This is a genomic window from Paenibacillus sp. J22P218, assembly GCF_056269195.1.
Genome location: NZ_JBWDNL010000008.1, coordinates 12,379 through 27,563, shown reverse-complemented (window position 1 = coordinate 27,563; position 15,185 = coordinate 12,379). Strand labels below are relative to the sequence as shown.

15 protein-coding genes are annotated in these 15,185 nt (G+C 51.1%); 12 read left to right on the top strand and 3 right to left on the bottom strand.

Annotated elements, in window-relative coordinates:
• Positions 1-105 precede the first annotated feature (105 nt).
• On the bottom strand, positions 106-1,158 hold the full coding sequence (locus AC0YN0_RS27620; RefSeq protein WP_475824166.1) for an NAD(P)/FAD-dependent oxidoreductase: 1,053 nt from the start codon (positions 1,156-1,158) through the stop codon (positions 106-108).
• Positions 1,159-1,536: 378 nt separating this feature from the next.
• Here AC0YN0_RS27620 and AC0YN0_RS27615 point away from each other — a divergent pair, with 378 nt between their 5' ends.
• From AC0YN0_RS27615 to AC0YN0_RS27570, 10 genes are all read left to right on the top strand, one after another.
• The gene (locus AC0YN0_RS27615) at positions 1,537-2,202 is read left to right on the top strand and encodes a FusB/FusC family EF-G-binding protein (RefSeq protein WP_475824165.1); all 666 of its coding nucleotides are present in this window, start codon (positions 1,537-1,539) and stop codon (positions 2,200-2,202) included.
• A gap of 166 nt (positions 2,203-2,368) precedes the next feature.
• Entirely contained in the window at positions 2,369-3,868 is a 1,500-nt protein-coding gene (locus AC0YN0_RS27610; RefSeq protein WP_475824164.1) for a sensor histidine kinase, read from the top strand.
• Complete coding sequence (locus AC0YN0_RS27605) at positions 3,846-4,538, top strand: response regulator transcription factor (protein WP_475824163.1); 693 nt, start codon at positions 3,846-3,848, stop codon at positions 4,536-4,538. Before AC0YN0_RS27610 ends, AC0YN0_RS27605 begins: the two co-directional genes overlap by 23 nt.
• Before the next feature lie 126 nt (positions 4,539-4,664).
• Positions 4,665-6,182, top strand: coding sequence for an S-layer homology domain-containing protein (locus AC0YN0_RS27600; protein WP_475824327.1), 1,518 nt, complete (start codon positions 4,665-4,667; stop codon positions 6,180-6,182).
• Between the two features lie 11 nt (positions 6,183-6,193).
• Positions 6,194-6,898 carry an ankyrin repeat domain-containing protein gene (locus AC0YN0_RS27595; protein WP_475824162.1) on the top strand — a complete coding sequence of 235 codons (705 nt, stop codon included), beginning with the start codon at positions 6,194-6,196 and terminating at the stop codon, positions 6,896-6,898.
• Between the two features lie 175 nt (positions 6,899-7,073).
• Positions 7,074-7,664, top strand: coding sequence for a 5' nucleotidase, NT5C type (locus AC0YN0_RS27590; RefSeq protein WP_475824161.1), 591 nt, complete (start codon positions 7,074-7,076; stop codon positions 7,662-7,664).
• Positions 7,654-8,040, top strand: a complete 387-nt coding sequence (locus AC0YN0_RS27585) for an iron chaperone (protein ID WP_475824160.1) — start codon at positions 7,654-7,656, stop codon at positions 8,038-8,040. Before AC0YN0_RS27590 ends, AC0YN0_RS27585 begins: the two co-directional genes overlap by 11 nt.
• Before the next feature lie 116 nt (positions 8,041-8,156).
• Positions 8,157-9,152, top strand: coding sequence for a cell wall hydrolase (locus tag AC0YN0_RS27580; protein ID WP_475824159.1), 996 nt, complete (start codon positions 8,157-8,159; stop codon positions 9,150-9,152).
• A 141-nt stretch (positions 9,153-9,293) separates the two neighbouring features.
• Complete coding sequence (locus AC0YN0_RS27575) at positions 9,294-10,124, top strand: helix-turn-helix transcriptional regulator (protein ID WP_475824158.1); 831 nt, start codon at positions 9,294-9,296, stop codon at positions 10,122-10,124.
• A gap of 105 nt (positions 10,125-10,229) precedes the next feature.
• Positions 10,230-11,270 carry an ABC transporter substrate-binding protein gene (locus AC0YN0_RS27570; RefSeq protein ID WP_475824157.1) on the top strand — a complete coding sequence of 347 codons (1,041 nt, stop codon included), beginning with the start codon at positions 10,230-10,232 and terminating at the stop codon, positions 11,268-11,270.
• A gap of 136 nt (positions 11,271-11,406) precedes the next feature.
• On the opposite strand, the gene AC0YN0_RS27565 is transcribed toward AC0YN0_RS27570, so the two are convergent.
• Positions 11,407-12,096 (bottom strand): hypothetical protein, encoded by a 690-nt coding sequence (locus AC0YN0_RS27565; protein WP_475824156.1) that lies wholly within the window; start codon positions 12,094-12,096, stop codon positions 11,407-11,409.
• Between the two features lie 229 nt (positions 12,097-12,325).
• Here AC0YN0_RS27565 and AC0YN0_RS27560 point away from each other — a divergent pair, with 229 nt between their 5' ends.
• Both AC0YN0_RS27560 and AC0YN0_RS27555 read left to right on the top strand, forming a co-directional pair.
• The gene (locus AC0YN0_RS27560; protein ID WP_475824155.1) at positions 12,326-13,105 is read left to right on the top strand and encodes a gluconate 2-dehydrogenase subunit 3 family protein; all 780 of its coding nucleotides are present in this window, start codon (positions 12,326-12,328) and stop codon (positions 13,103-13,105) included.
• 35 nt (positions 13,106-13,140) lie between these two features.
• Entirely contained in the window at positions 13,141-14,856 is a 1,716-nt protein-coding gene (locus tag AC0YN0_RS27555; RefSeq protein ID WP_442051409.1) for a GMC family oxidoreductase, read from the top strand.
• A gap of 76 nt (positions 14,857-14,932) precedes the next feature.
• Here AC0YN0_RS27555 and AC0YN0_RS27550 read toward each other — a convergent pair whose 3' ends face one another.
• Positions 14,933-15,139, bottom strand: a complete 207-nt coding sequence (locus AC0YN0_RS27550) for a twin-arginine translocase TatA/TatE family subunit (protein WP_475824154.1) — start codon at positions 15,137-15,139, stop codon at positions 14,933-14,935.
• Positions 15,140-15,185: the final 46 nt, after the last annotated feature.

Below are 15,185 nucleotides of genomic sequence, written 5' to 3'. Positions count from 1 at the left end.
CAGGGGAAGTTCCCGTTATTTCAACAACAGTGTTTGTTGACTTCATTGAGCATCGCACGAAAAAAGCTTAGCTCCGAAGGAGCTAAGCTTTTTTATAATTATTTATTAATGCTCGTCATCCTCAACCAGAACGCCGAGCTCGCGGTTCTTCTCCTTGAACTTCGCATTATGCGAGGAGACGTAAGCGACTTTATCGGCTTGCGGGTCGATGTATAATTTGGCGCTGTTCAGCGCGTTGACGGCGTCGGTAAATGTGCCGGCGATCAGGTGAACCTTGCTGTCATGATCGACGAAGTCGCCCGCTGCGTAGATACCTGGAATATTCGTTTCCATGCGGCTCGATACGTTCACGTTCCAGTCGCCCATATCGAGGCCCCACTCTTTGATCGGGCCAAAATTGTACCGCAATCCGTGGTTGACGATAACCGCATCGACGTCCAGGTGCTGCTTCTCACCCGTCTCTACATGGCTGATAATGACTTGGTCAATGTCTTTGCCGTTGGAGCTTTGCAGGGAATCGACGGCATAAGGAGTAAGAACGCTGGCAGAGGAAGACTTCATCTGCCTTACGTTGCGCTCATGACCGCCGAACTTATCTCTGCGATGCACGACAGTCAAGCTGGCGGCAATCGGCTCGATCGCATTCGCCCAGTCTACCGCGGAGTCGCCTCCTCCGGAGATGAGTACACGCTTGCCTCGGAAAATCTCCAATTCCTGCACCGTATAATGCAGGTTGCTTACTTCGTAGCGGTCAGCGCCTTCGATCTCTAACTTAGCCATCTGGAGGATGCCGTATCCGATAGCCAGCACGACGGTCTTCGTCCAGTGGCGTTCTCCCGTGGCTGAAGTCAGAATGAGCGTACCATCCTCTTGGCGTTCATAGGCGGTAATATGCTGTCCGAGCACGATAGTCGGGTCGAATGTTTTGGCTTGCTGAACGAGCTGCTCGATGAGCTTCTCGCCTAGCGTCGGCGTTACGCCGCCGACATCCCAGATCATTTTCTCCGGGTAAATTAGAATTCTGCCTCCGAGCTCTTCACGCGCCTCGATCAATTTCGTTTTCAAATCGCGCATACCGCTGTAGAAAGCGGTATACAAGCCGGCAGGCCCGCCGCCAATAATCGTAACATCGAATAACTCCAACTGTTGCTCGCTCATGTGTAAATTCCTCTTCCCATGTATAATAATCGGACATCCCGATTGAAAGGCGATAAGTATCTTCTTCCATTATATTGATAACGATTATCATCGTCAACAATTAGCTGTTCTTCATCGCTAATTTGGCACATGTTGAAGCTGGAAGGAGGTCGTATTATAATGAATTATGATTCATCGGAGGAGGTCGGTAGAGATGGCAAAACACTTTGCCGGTAAATGTAGCGACTCATGCAAAGCCTGATAGAAGGGGCGATACTTTGTATGGGGTGACTCGATATTGATAATAGATCGCCCGTGAAAGCTTATATCGTTATCGTTTCTAATTAGTGGGCTTTGCACCTTATATGCCATTCACGAATAATAAGGGGCTGAAAAGCAATGACAACACCATTCATTAGAAACCATCAATATAACTTGATTAAGAAGCTGGTAGGCCAGCTTCAGCATGCCTGCAATACGGTTGCCGACCGGAAGGTAATCGAAGCGGTCCGACAAAGCACGCTAATGAAAATAAGCGAGGCGTTTCCGCAAGCAACAGAGCAACAAAAGCAAATGCTTGGTAGCGTATCGGCTATGCAGAGAACGGAGCAATTTCAGGCCTATTTGCAGGAGCTTGAGCCTTATGTAGAGAGCTTCGTGCAAGCAACGGATCAGCAGGTGAAGAAGCTGTTCCCGAAGGTGAAGAAGCTGAAAACTCCCGATCTGGCAGCAATTGATCTACGCAAGTTCACGTATCTTGGCTGGACGGACATTGCTTCTAGCCGGATGTATTTGGTGTATGAGCTAGGCGATAAGCTTGTTGGAGTCGAGGGCAGATTTACGCCCACGAATAAGAAGAGTGTATGCTTCGTGTGCAACCGGCATGAGGAAGTCGCATTATTCACGGCCTTAACGAAGTCAAAGCCGGCTAACGCTTCAGCAGACTATTATAAGGCAATCGGCAACTATTTATGCGTGAACAGCGAGGCATGTAACCGCAATATTACCGATAAGTCAGCGCTGGAGAGATTCGTTCGGGACATCGTAGGTGAACATAAATCATAATTTGAACACGAAAAAAGCTGAAGGAGGAAAACCCCCTTCAGCTTTTTTCTTTTACTATGCTATTGGCAACAATCGTTAGCATTTATTTTACCTATGGGCATTTGCTTCTATCTTGTGTTAACATGTGCACTAACTAATCCAATAGCGATCATTAGAAGGTGATAACATGTCGATTCGAATTAAAATGCTGCTGTCCTTCACGGGCATGCTGGTCATAAGCCTGCTGTTCATCCTGCTCACCGCGAGCCTCTACACGATTGCAGCGACGGGGGATCTTCAGAGCTTCCGCGATATTTATAAGGTGCATTATCAGATCAATCCGTTGACGGAGCAGGGAGAGTCGATCTTCCAAGAGCTGAAGTATTTGGCCAAAAATGATCCCGACGAGCTCCAAAACAAGGAACTGCTGCGTGAATACGACATGAAGCTGAGAGCCGAGAAGTCGGGGCTCTATGTGAGGCGCGAGAGCAGCCAAATCTTCGAATCGCTGACGTTCAATCAGCCGGAGCTCAAGCAGGCGCTGCCGCCCTATGATCTGAGCAACAATCAAATACGAAGCACCTTTAACATCAGTGAACGATTTTACGCGTATGCGAAATTCGATTTTCAATATTCGGACGGAGACCGGGGAAGCGTATTCGTCATTCGGGAGCGAAGTCCGTTCGCCGAGCTGACTCGCAAGCTGCTTCCTGTCATGTCGCTCTTGCTAATCGGGGTGCTTATTATAGCAAACCTGCTGCTGTACCGCTGGATAACCCGCAGCTTCATCAAGCCGCTTAATCAGCTAAGGAATTCCGCCGAACAAATCAAGGCAGGCAATCTCTCGTTCAAGCTCGAGCTCAGTTCCAATGACGAGGTCGGTCAATTAAACGATGCGTTCGAGAGCATGCGGAAGCAGCTGCACCAGTCCAACGAGCTGCGCAGGCAAGATGAGGAGAATCGTAAGGAGCTTATCTCCAACATCTCGCATGACCTTCGCACGCCGATTACGAATATTAAAGGATATATCGAGGGCATTCGAGACGGCGTAGCCAATACGCCCGAGAAAATGGAGACGTACGTCAACATCATTCACTCGAAAGCCGTCAGTATGGATAAGCTGGTCGATGAGCTGTTCCTATATTCTAAGTTAGACCTGAATCAAGAGCCGTTTTTGTTCAAAGCGGTGGATATGGTCGATTTCCTAGAGGACAGCATAGAGGAGCTGCAATATGATCTGGAGGACAAAGGGGTTTCCTTCGAGTGGGACAACCAAACTTCCGGCCCGCTTATCGCTTCTGTGGATTTGGATAAATTAAAGCGCACGGTTGTTAACATTGTGGATAATGCGCTCAAATATATGTCTAACGAGCCGAGACGGTTCAGCATTACGCTGCTGGCCGATTCCGAATGGATCACGATGGCTTTCAAGGATAACGGCAGGGGCATATCGGAGGAGGCGCTGCCGCATATATTCGAACGGTTCTATCGCGCGGAGCAATCCCGCAATTCCTCGACCGGCGGCAGCGGGCTAGGGCTGGCGATCGCCCGCCAAATTATCGATGAACATGGCGGGTTCATCCATGCGACAAGCGAGCTCGGAGCGGGAACGACGATTTATATCAAGTTGAAACGGCTGACCAACGAGGAGGCGAACATAAGCAATGACGAAAATTCTAATCATTGAAGACGAGGCGACGATTGCTCAGCTGGAGCGGGACTATTTTGAACTCAACGGCTTCACTGTCGATTTGTGCCACACCGGCGATGAGGGGCTGAAGCTTGCGCTTGGTGAGGACTACAGCCTTATCATCGTCGATTTGATGCTGCCGGGACTAGACGGGTTCGAGCTATGCCGGCGCATCCGCGAGGTGAAGGAAGTGCCGATTCTCGTCGTGTCCGCGAAGAAGGAGGAGATCGACAAGATCCGCACGTTCAATTTAGGCGTCGACGACTTTATTACGAAGCCGTTCAGCCCAAGCGAATTGGTCGCAAGAGCGAAGGCCCATCTGACGCGTTACGAGCGGCTGCTTGGCAAGCATAAGCCTGCGGAGCAGGACGAAATCCACATTCGCGGGCTGCAAATCGATAAAGCGTCGCGCCGTGTGTTCGCCAGAGGGGATGAGGTCGCGATTACGACGAAGGAATTCGACCTGCTCGTATTTCTGGCGAGCCATCCGAACCGCGTGTTCAGCAAAACAGAGCTGTTCGAGCGGATTTGGGGCATGGATTCCAGCGGCGATATCGCGACGGTTACGGTGCATATCCGCAAGCTTCGCGGGAAGCTTGAGGCCGACCCGTCGAATCCGGAATATATCGAGACGGTGTGGGGAGCGGGTTATCGCTTCACCGTGTGAGTTTCGATAAAAATTAGATGCAGTTTATATTTTGTTAATCAATTTGCCCTCGGGAGTTTCTTTCTATCCTCTATGCTAGAGCTACAGGTAACAACAACCCATAGAGGAGTGAAATAAATGATGAACATGAATCCTATCGCCAAAAAAATCGCTACCATTTTAACCGTTACTGCCCTAGGTACAGCAGCATTGCCAGTCGTTGCGCAACAAGCACATGCAGCCACGAACGTCGCAAATATTGCAGCTTCGATTGCGCAGCTTACCAATCAGCAGATTGAAGCAGCGGTCAAGGAATTGAATAAACTCGGCATTATGAACGGGTATGTAGACCGTTCGTTGGGTGAATATAGACAAATTAGCCGTGCCGAATTGGCTACGCTGGTGTACAAAGTGTTCGACTTGGAGAACAAGGCGGCAACCGTGACAACAGAGCTTACGGATGTGAATCCGAACGCATGGTATGCGCCTTACGCAACGAAGCTTGTCGGACTAGGCATTATGCAAGCCCAAGACGGAGCATTCAACCCGCAAGGAAAAGTATCGGATGCCGAGCTGTCGCAAGTCGTATCCAAAGCGCTGCAACGGGATACCAAATCCGTCCAGCACTGGATGAGCGCCTTCTACGCGGAGAGCAGCATCGCAACGCGTGGCGAAACAGCATATTTGCTGCAAACCGCTCGCAAAGCGATTCCTTCCGAGCAGGCCAAGCTTACGAGCGTGAGATCGCTGAATGCCATCACCTTGATTGTTACATTCGATAAGCCGCTTACAGCTGCGGATGAAGTGTTCGCCAAAGCGCAGACGGATTTTGTTTTCAGCGGCGGTCTGACTTTGACGAATATGCCACGATTGAAAACAGGCTCGATCGCAACCTATATCGTGCCGACCTCCGTCCAGAAGGCGGGGGCAACGTACAGCCTTGCTTATAAAGGCACAGCGGCAGGCTCCTTCGCGGGCAGCGGCACGAAATTGAATATGACGACAGCGAGCCAAGTGACAAACGATACATTCGAGCTGGAATCGCTGAAAGCTAGCGGCGTTATCGACTACGGCTACGTCATTTCCGCATACAGCGGCGGCCGCGGGGCGAATGCTTTCGTTCTGAACGATCGCGAGCAAGCGAACGGCCAAACGTATCAAATTATTTCGTCCATGCAAGCTAGACAAGTCGTTATTACGCCTGAGGGCGGCGAGCCGATCGTCGCTAAGTACGTTCCGTTCACGCAATCGACGGACGGGAAGCAAGAGCCGAAGTTCCGCTTGCCAGATGGTCTAACCCTGACTCCAGGCGTAAAATATACAGTGTCCTCCGACTGGGCGAATATCGCTAGCGCTTCATTCGTTGCGAAATCGTTCGACTCGCTGGAAGTGGCTGGCGCGCAAGCGATTAGCGAAACGTCGATTGAAGTGACCCTGACGCAAGACCCGGGAGACGAGCTCTTCTCCGGACGCAGCGTAACGTTGACAGCACCGAATGGCGACGTGTTAACGGCAAGTTACAAATATTCGAGCCGCAAGGGAGCAACGGGCGTCTTCGATGTAACGAATAACGGCAAGTTGATTGCCGGAACGACTTATGCGGTAACGCCTGTCGGCGACTGGGCAACTGCCGCAGCCTCCTCCGTAACCGTGACGCTCAAGTAAGGGAGGGCTTTATGACAAAATGGCTGATCATTGCCATAACCTTAAGCGGAATGCTCGTCATTCAAAGCTGCGCCGTACAAGAAGAGAAGACGCCGGGAGAAAAGGAGAGTGTATCGATGTCGGTAGAAGACAGGCTGATCCAAGCAGCGGAACGCAGAGATTCGCTAACGATCGAGAAACTGATTCTGGAGGGCGCTAATCTAGACGTTCAAGATGCAAGCGGAAGAACAGCAGCGATGATCGCAACCTATAATAATGATCTAGCTTCGGCCAAAGCTCTTATTGAAGCGGGAGCGGACGTGAACCTGCTGGATCATATGCGGAATAGTCCATTTCTGTATGCGGGAGCAGAAGGGTATTTGGATCTATTGAAGCTGACGATTGCGGCGGGAGCCGATCCCTCCATCACGAATCGATTCGGAGGAACGGCGCTTATCCCCGCCTCCGAGCACGGATTTGTGGATGTGGTCAAGGAGCTTCTGACGCAAACGAAGGTAGAAGTGAACCACGTCAATAACCTTGGTTGGACGGCACTATTGGAAGCGATCATCTTGAACGACGGCAATGCAAGACAGCAGCAGACGATTCAATTGCTCATCGAGCACGGGGCAGACGTGAATATTCCAGACGGCAGCGGCGTTTCCCCGTTGAAACATGCTAAGAAGATGGGTTTCACGGAGATCGAAGCTATATTGCTGAAGGCTGGCGCGAAGTAGAAGCGTCCGGCAGAGAAGCAGCATAATAAGGCGGTACGAGGTCATAACCTTGTACCGCCTTTTCTTTTCATAACGGGGTACAAACCCTGTTTCCCAATTTAACTTTTACCTCATTATGGCTATAATGAATCGTATCTGATTGCTTAATTGTAATCCCTAAAGGAGTTGACGGCCTTTGCATATCGGAATCGATCTGGACAACACTGTTCTAGATGCTACCTCTTCTCATTTGCACTACTATAATCAAGCATCTGGTTTATCGTTAACGGCTGAAGATGTGAATGATTTCTACTTGTACCGAATGTACGGATGGGATGAGGCACAGCGTGATACCGTTTATAATCAATACGGGCATGACATCCATTGGAACTCGTCTCCGTTGCCAATGGCGTCGGAAATATTGCGCGAGCTGTTCCAGTCGCATCGTATCTCTGTTATTACGGCTCGTCCTTTGCACTTCATGGATGTCACGACCCGATGGTTAGAGCATTATGACATTCCTTACCATAACCTTACTCTGACGGAGGACAAGCTGCAGCACTGCATAGAAGCGCATGTCGATGTACTGATTGATGATGGTCCTCATTATGCGACACAGTTCGTTGAAGCAGGCAGACCTGTTATTTTGTATAATCAGCCTTATAATTTATCCGTAGTCCATGATTCCGTCTATCGCGCGGCCGATTGGGCCGAAGTGAAACGACTTATTGCTATTGTGAAAACAAATATAGAATCAAGAGAGGAGCAGCTAGGTTATGGACGCTAATAAAGCGGTATACGAAACGATCGACGAATACATTGCCATGTTCACGCCCGAGGTGCAGGACGTTCTTCAGCAATTAAGAAGCGTCATAAAGGAAGCCGCGCCGGAGGCTGCCGAAACGATCGGCTATCAGATGCCGGCGTTCAAGCATTACGGGAGTTTGGTCTTTTTTGCAGCGTACAAAAAACATATCGGCTTCTACCCGACATCAAGCGGAATACCGCCGTTTCTAGAGGAATTGTCGGCTTACAAAGTGTCGAAAGGGGCGGTTCAATTCCCGCTAGGCAAGCCGCTGCCCTACGATTTAATTCGTAGAATGGTTGCTTATCGAGTCGCCGAAAACGAACAAAAAGCAGCTGAAAAGGGCAAGAAAAAGTAGCCAAATGCCCCAATTCTGTGAAAACCCTAATCCTACGGGCCATGTAAGCGTGTTATAATCTTGCGAGTAGACGTAAGTCGGAACACGACCTAAATCTTATTATGCAGGAGGTACTCATGGTCAGAGAAGGAAAGCCGACAAACAGGCTGATGCTCGTCATGATGTTGACGATGCTGTTGCTCTGTATCGGTCCGCTGTCCGTTGTATCCGCGCAAGACGGCGCGGTTGCGGAAGGCGTAACGATTAAGCTGGATGGCGAGATTATGAAGATGACCGATCCGGTTCGAACACAGGATGGAAGACTTTATGTTCCTGTATCCCGTATAGCTGACTTGCTCGGAGCAAGCGTAAGCTGGGACAAAGACAACGAGGAAGCAACGATACATACAGTATTGAAGGACAAAATCGTATTCGGAATAGGCGTTCCCGTCGTTTATTTCAACGGCGGCCGCTATATGATGGATGCTGCTCCGTTCATGACGGAAGGCAGAATCTATGTTCCGCTCCGCCATGCTGCCGAGCTGATGCACGCTAAGGTAAACTGGAATGCAGAGGATGCCATTCTAGACTTGGTAACGGTTCAGCCGGCTGTTACGTCGGAAGAATACGGAATTGATGAGATTAGCAAGGAAATCGGCAGCACGAATGCGGAGCTGTTGAAGCGCAATGGGATTGATGCCAAAGCCGAACTTAAGGTGGGAACGAAGCTGAAGGTGGTCGTGCCTTCGATTCTAGATACACCTGCTAAGCCGTATACAGAAGCAGACTTGATGCTGCTTGCTAAGATTACGATGGTCGAGGCGGGGTATGAGCCTTATGGGGGACAGCTTGGTATCGCCAACATTATTTTGAACCGTGTCAAGGACAGCCGTTTCCCGGACACGATCAAGGGCGTTATCTATTCCGGCAAGCAATTCCCGCCGGCACATAATGGCCTGCTTGATAAGAGCAAGCCGAATGCAAGCTCCTTGCGTGCCGCGAAGGATGCTTTGAACGGGAAGAACAACATCGAGGATGCGGTCTACTTCTTTAATCCGAAGGTATCCAAAGGCGAGTTCTGGTCCAGCCTCGACGTTATCGTAACGATCGGGCACCATAGCTTCGCTAAATAAAGCATCGGACGAAGGTCCGTTATGACGATAAGTCATGACGGGCTTTTTTTTCGGAATAAAGAGTCGCTAGCGCCGTTGAGTCAGTCCTCATTCTACAGTAAAATGAATCTAATCATTCATGATGCGGGAGGGGGCGCTTGTATGGACAGCAAATACGAAGATCTGGCTGCTTATTTCGTGCAGACGCCAATTGATTTGTTCGGCGTGTATCGGACGGTACTAGGGGAAGGTCATCATGCGGGCCATAAGTACGAGCCTACCAAGAAATGCGCTCTGCTAGTCGCGCTTCGCGGCGACGCCGAGTTCATCTATGACGGAATCAGCTATATGCTGCAACCAGGCAGGGCCTTCCTCGGCGGGTACAATCGGCATATGGAGATTATTGTGCATTCGCAGGAATTCGAATATTTTCTTATTCATTACATGCCGGCTGTTCCTGGACAGGCTGTCCTTTCAGTGATGTCCGAGGTGAACGTGCTGCATATCGAGATGGATGCCGCGCTGCTGCAGATGATGGAACAACTGCGGAAGCTATCTACAGGTCTTGGCAATATCGAGCTGTTGGAGAAGAAGACGCTCTTCTATCGCTTGGTCAACAAAGCGCTTCTATTCGAACGGTATCAGCAAAACAGCGACAGCCAGCCGATGATGGAGGGAACGATCGATTATATCCGTCAGCATTATATGGAGCCGATTACGCTAGAGAGTTTAGCGGGCCAGCAAGGGCTCAAGGCTAAGTACTTTTCGTATCTATTTCGCAAATACACGGGCATTGGCCCGATTGATTATTTAATCAAATACCGGATGAGCGTTGCTCATGAGCTCTTGATGAACGAGCCGTTCTCCGTGCGCGACATTGCGAGAAGCGTGGGTTATGCCGATGCTTATTACTTCAGCCGATTGTTCAAGAAACATTACGAGCTGTCACCAACGGACGTGAAGCGGCAACAGAGCAGAAATAATCCATCCTAGGTTCGGGAAATAATCTATTTGAAAAGCGATCCTGGAATGTTATCATTAACGATGATAATGAGAATCGCTATCAACGTAAGAGGCGATGTCGAAAGGGAGATTGTAATGAAGAAACGTAATATGCCGCTGCTTACAGCGTGCATCATTTTATTAGTGGCGCTAGTTGTCGGCGCGTGCTCGAACAATGCGGGCAACACCGGCAATAAGGGCGGCAATGCAACGAATGCGCCAAGCGAAGCGACCAACGGCCCATCGAATGAAGGAACGGGCAATGCCGAGCAGGCTTCTTATCCAAGAGAAGTGGATAGCGCGGGCGGCGAGAAAGTGACGATCGAAGCGCAGCCGAAGAGAGTCGCGCTCGTTCATTGGGGCTTGACTCAGGAGCTGATGAACTTCGATCTCGATTCGATCGCGATTACGCTGCCTTTCACCGAGAAGCAGTCGTTCCTCGGAACGGAAGTGTACAAACCGTACGTCGCGCAATACGATGACGTTACGGTCGTGGGCGAGAATACGCAGGTGAATCTGGAAGCGTTGCTGCAGTTTGCTCCCGATGTCATTCTAGCTGGCAACGCGACGAATAAAGATATTGCCGATCAACTGAAACAGATCGCTCCGACCGTCTTTATCGATGAAGAGCAGACCAATGTATGGACGGATTGGCAGGGCGTTATGACGCAATTCGGCGCTGTGCTCGGACTTGAAGACAACGCAAAAGCAAAGATTGATGAAGCTTCCGCTCAAGTTGAGCAAGCGAAGCAGCAACTGGACGGCGTGGAAGGTACGGTTGCGTATCTGCAAGTGCGTGATAAGAACATCTGGCTGCAGGGTACGGCATATGCCGGCGATTACTATGCGCCGCTTGGCTTGACGCCGCCGAAGGAAGCGGAAGGCGACGGCGTAGAGCTGACGCTGGAAGGACTAGCCGCGATCAACCCGGACCATATTTTCCTCGGCTACTTCAATTACAACGATAAGTCGATGGCCGCACTCTCCGACGAGTGGGAGCAGAGCGAAGTATGGAAAAAGCTAAAAGCTGTTCAGTCGAACCAAGTGTACGCGATCGACGGCGAGATGGCATTCGGTTATGGCCCAATCAGCCGCACCAACGGAACAGCCGCGATTGCCGAAGCTTTGAAGAAGTAAGCAGGATGTTACAAGTAGAGCGCCAACAGGGGATTCAAACTCTCCTGTTGGCGCTTTTTCACTTTACATCCTAACAAACAAAGAGGCCTACCCATGAAGGAGCACTGACTCCACACATGGGTAGGCCTCTTTGCTGTTACTGCCCGCTAGCCTTCACTAGCTCCAGCAGCGTACGGAAGCTGGCTGCCAACCTAGCCGGCGAGATGTTGTCGGCCAGCGCGCCTTCCCGAATTTGCTCGATCGCCCGCACGGCTCGCGGTCCGGTTACAGTAAGCACCTTCACATCGGAGCCGATGAACGTCTTGATTTGGCTAGCAGCCATCGACAAATTGTCGTGCGAGCCTTGGTCGGTCCCGTTCATGCCGCCAAGTCCAGTGCCCGGCGAGTAGCCTTTGCTCGATAAGCCCTCGGTTTGGTCAAGAAGCTTGCGCTGCACGGCATCGTATTTCGATGCGGAAGCTTCGCGTTTCTCGGCTGCAAGAATGACTGTATCGTCGAATACGAAGACGCGGACATCGGGAATGCCGGCGCCGCTTAATCTTGACTCGAGATGAGCGGAGAAGCCGCTCGCGTTCAGCCCGGAGCTGCCGATCATGCTGTAGACATTAGTACCCATACCGCTGCTCGTATGGCCTTGCTTATTCGTCGTAAATTGTTTCGGCCCGTTCTCGCTCGGGATAACGTTGGGGTTGCTAAGCATCTTTGCATGCTGGGCGTGATCGGACTGGACATGTGTTTTCGGTTCGTCCGCTATATTGCTGGCGCATCCGGCAACGGTCAATACGATAGCAGACACGGTAAGCAGCTTGGTCATCATAACGATCATTCAATCATCAGCCTCCATAGGTGAGTGGTCTGCTTTTATAATGACCCTTTCCATCTAATGAATATTCATGGATTGTTGGAAAATAATAAAAGGGATCAAGGTGAAACAGCTGACGCCGTCCATTGGCGGCGCAGTGCGTTTCATTCCGGAGAAATATAGGCGACTGTATAGGAGTGAAGCGTTATACTGTCCTATATTTCAAGAAATCAATTACCAGGAGGTGCAAGTATTGGTACAGAACGATCAACGGAAGGCAGCAGGCAATAAGACGGTGGACGGCAGCTCTCGACGCCGGTTTCTCGTTAACTCGGGTTATGCGTTAGGCGGTCTTGTCGTCGGTGGAGCATTAGGCACGCTTATTAAGCCGAAGACGACGGAGGAGACTACTCCGGGTAAGCCAAGCGGCGAACAGACGGCTACTCCGAAAAACTACAACCAGGCGCTCATGTTTTTCACTCAAGAGCAGTTCCAAATTGCCGATAGCGCGATGGAGCGTATATTTCCCGAGGATGATACCGGTCCTGGAGCTAAGTCGCTTGGCATCGCCTTTTTCCTCGATCACCAGCTTGCGGGGGAGTGGGGCTTCAACAGCCGGGACTATATGTCCCCGCCATTCTTCGCTGGCGAGAAGGAACAAGGCTATCAGGGCCGCTTGAAGCGCCGCGAGATATTCGAGATCGGGCTTCGGGAGCTGGAGAACTACAGCCAGCAGCAATACCAATTGCGCTTCGTGAAGCTGACACCCGAGCAGCAGGATGAGGTGCTGAAAGCGTTCGAGGCCGATACGGTGAAGCTGACAACGATCTCTGCAAGCAGCTTCTTCAAAATGCTGCGAAGCAGTACGCTCGAAGGCGCTTACAGCGATCCGCTTTACGGAGGCAATGCCAATATGGGCGGCTGGAAGATGCGAAATTACCCGGGCAATCAGATGGGCTATGTCGATGTTATCGAAAAAGAATTTACGAAAATCGAGCCGAGCAGTCTGCAAGATCATTTGGTGAGCCATTAACATCCGCGAGTGCATATAGAGGAGGATTACATGATATGGCCAAGACATTACCGAAGACCGATGTTGTCATCGTTGGGGTTGGCTGGGGCGGCGGCATTATCGCCTCCGAGCTGACGAAGCAAGGCTTGAATGTCGTCGGTCTAGAACGGGGCAAAGAACGGAAGACCGAAGATTATTACATGGTTCATGACGAGCTGCGTTACGCCCTTCGTTACGAGATGATGCAGGATTTATCCAAGGAGACGATTACGTTCCGCAGTAACGAGAAAATCCGCGCATTGCCCATGCGGCAATACGGCTCGTTCCTGCTCGGAGACGGGCTTGGCGGCTCCGGCGTACACTGGAACGGGCAGACATACCGTTTCTTGCCGTATGATTTTCAAATTCGCAGCAAGACGATCGAGCGGTACGGGAAAAACAAAATCCCGGCCGAAATGACGATTCAGGATTGGGGAATTACCTACGACGAGCTGGAACCGTACTTCGACAAATTCGAGAAGACGGCCGGCATCTCGGGCGAGGAAAACCCGCTTGGCGGGAAACGAAGCAATCCGTATCCGACGCCGCCGATGAAGAAATCGCCCGCGATGACGATGTTCCATGAAGCGACTACCCGACTTAAGCTGAAGCCGTACATGATGCCTTCTGCCAATCTATCGCAGGACTACACCAACCCGGACGGCATCTCGCGGGCGGCCTGCCAATATTGCGGTTACTGCGAGCGGTTCGGGTGCGAATATGGAGCGAAGGCCGATCCGGTCGTAACGGTTATCCCGGTAGCGAACAAAACAGGCAAGTTCGAGATTCGGACGCATTCCAACGTACGTCGTATTCTACATAAGGGCGGCAAAGCAACCGGCGTCATGTATACGGACGTAACGACAGGCGAGGATATTATTCAGCCAGCGGACATCGTTGTCATGACGAGCTATGTGTTCAACAATGTAAGACTGCTGCTCATGTCGAACCTCGGCAAGCCGTACGATCCTTCTACGGGAACGGGGGCAATCGGCCGCAATTACGCGTATCAGGTCATTAAGGGCAGCGCCGCCGGCTTCTTCGAGAAGCAGCAGTTCAATACATTCGCAGGCGCTGGCGCGCTTGGCGTATCAATCGACGATTACAATGGCGACAACTTCGACCATTCCGATCTTAAGTTCATCCATGGCGGTGTCATCTCGCTTAGCCAAACGGGGGCGCGGCCGATTCAGAACAATACGACGCCATCGGGTACGCCGTCATGGGGGGCGGATTTCAAAGCCAAGTCCGTCTACTATGCGAATCGCACGCTAGGTGTCGGGACGCAAGGCTCGTCGATGGCGTACAAGCATCATTTTCTCGATCTCGATCCGACCTACAAGGATGCGTTCGGCGATCCGCTTATTCGCATCACCTTCGACTTTGAAGATCAAGATCGCGAGATGGCGAAGTTTCTAGCGGAGAAATGCTCGGGTATTTTGAAAGAAATGGGCGCGGATAAGATCGACTATTTGAAGGAGCTTGGGCCATACGAGATTATGAGCTACCAATCGACGCATAATACAGGCGGCGTCATCATGGGCGCTTCGCCTGCCGATTCGGCGACTAATAATTATTGTCAGATGTGGGATGCCGAAAATGTTTTCGTGATGGGGGCAAGCTCCTTCCCTCAAAATGCCGGCTATAACCCGACAGCTACGGTTGGAGCGCTCGCTTATCGCACGGCGGAAGGCATTATGAAGTACAGGGAGAAGGGCGGCATGCTCGTCTAGGTCCGCAAGCGAACATAAAGAAGAAGGCCGCTCTCGCAGCTACGCGGGAGCGGCCTTCTTATTAGCACAACGAAAGCTATAGCAGCTTCTGCACGTCATCCTTGATGCGATCCGAAGCTGAAGCGGTTTGGTCGTCATCTACAATGCCGCGTGTCGAGCTGCGGAATTCGCGCAGCGTATCGCCGAAGGCGCGCCCAAGCAGAGGAAGCTTGGCCGGGCCGAAGACAATCAGCGCGATGACGAGAATGATAACGAGCCCTGAAACGCCGATATTGTTGAACATGGGAATACTCTCCTTCAGTGCATGCCTAAGCATGTCATGGAAATGG

What these genes read in the sequence shown, in the direction of transcription:
- AC0YN0_RS27620 (WP_475824166.1), bottom strand. Translation starts at nt 1,158, where the DNA reads ATGAGCGAGCAACAGTTGGAGTTATTCGATGTTACGATTATTGGCGGC.
- AC0YN0_RS27615 (WP_475824165.1), top strand. Translation starts at nt 1,537, where the DNA reads ATGACAACACCATTCATTAGAAACCATCAATATAACTTGATTAAGAAG.
- AC0YN0_RS27610 (WP_475824164.1), top strand. Translation starts at nt 2,369, where the DNA reads ATGTCGATTCGAATTAAAATGCTGCTGTCCTTCACGGGCATGCTGGTC.
- AC0YN0_RS27605 (WP_475824163.1), top strand. Translation starts at nt 3,846, where the DNA reads ATGACGAAAATTCTAATCATTGAAGACGAGGCGACGATTGCTCAGCTG.
- AC0YN0_RS27600 (WP_475824327.1), top strand. Translation starts at nt 4,665, where the DNA reads ATGAATCCTATCGCCAAAAAAATCGCTACCATTTTAACCGTTACTGCC.
- AC0YN0_RS27595 (WP_475824162.1), top strand. Translation starts at nt 6,194, where the DNA reads ATGACAAAATGGCTGATCATTGCCATAACCTTAAGCGGAATGCTCGTC.
- AC0YN0_RS27585 (WP_475824160.1), top strand. Translation starts at nt 7,654, where the DNA reads ATGGACGCTAATAAAGCGGTATACGAAACGATCGACGAATACATTGCC.
- AC0YN0_RS27580 (WP_475824159.1), top strand. Translation starts at nt 8,157, where the DNA reads ATGGTCAGAGAAGGAAAGCCGACAAACAGGCTGATGCTCGTCATGATG.
- AC0YN0_RS27575 (WP_475824158.1), top strand. Translation starts at nt 9,294, where the DNA reads ATGGACAGCAAATACGAAGATCTGGCTGCTTATTTCGTGCAGACGCCA.
- AC0YN0_RS27570 (WP_475824157.1), top strand. Translation starts at nt 10,230, where the DNA reads ATGAAGAAACGTAATATGCCGCTGCTTACAGCGTGCATCATTTTATTA.
- AC0YN0_RS27565 (WP_475824156.1), bottom strand. Translation starts at nt 12,096, where the DNA reads ATGATCGTTATGATGACCAAGCTGCTTACCGTGTCTGCTATCGTATTG.
- AC0YN0_RS27555 (WP_442051409.1), top strand. Translation starts at nt 13,141, where the DNA reads ATGGCCAAGACATTACCGAAGACCGATGTTGTCATCGTTGGGGTTGGC.
- AC0YN0_RS27550 (WP_475824154.1), bottom strand. Translation starts at nt 15,139, where the DNA reads ATGTTCAACAATATCGGCGTTTCAGGGCTCGTTATCATTCTCGTCATC.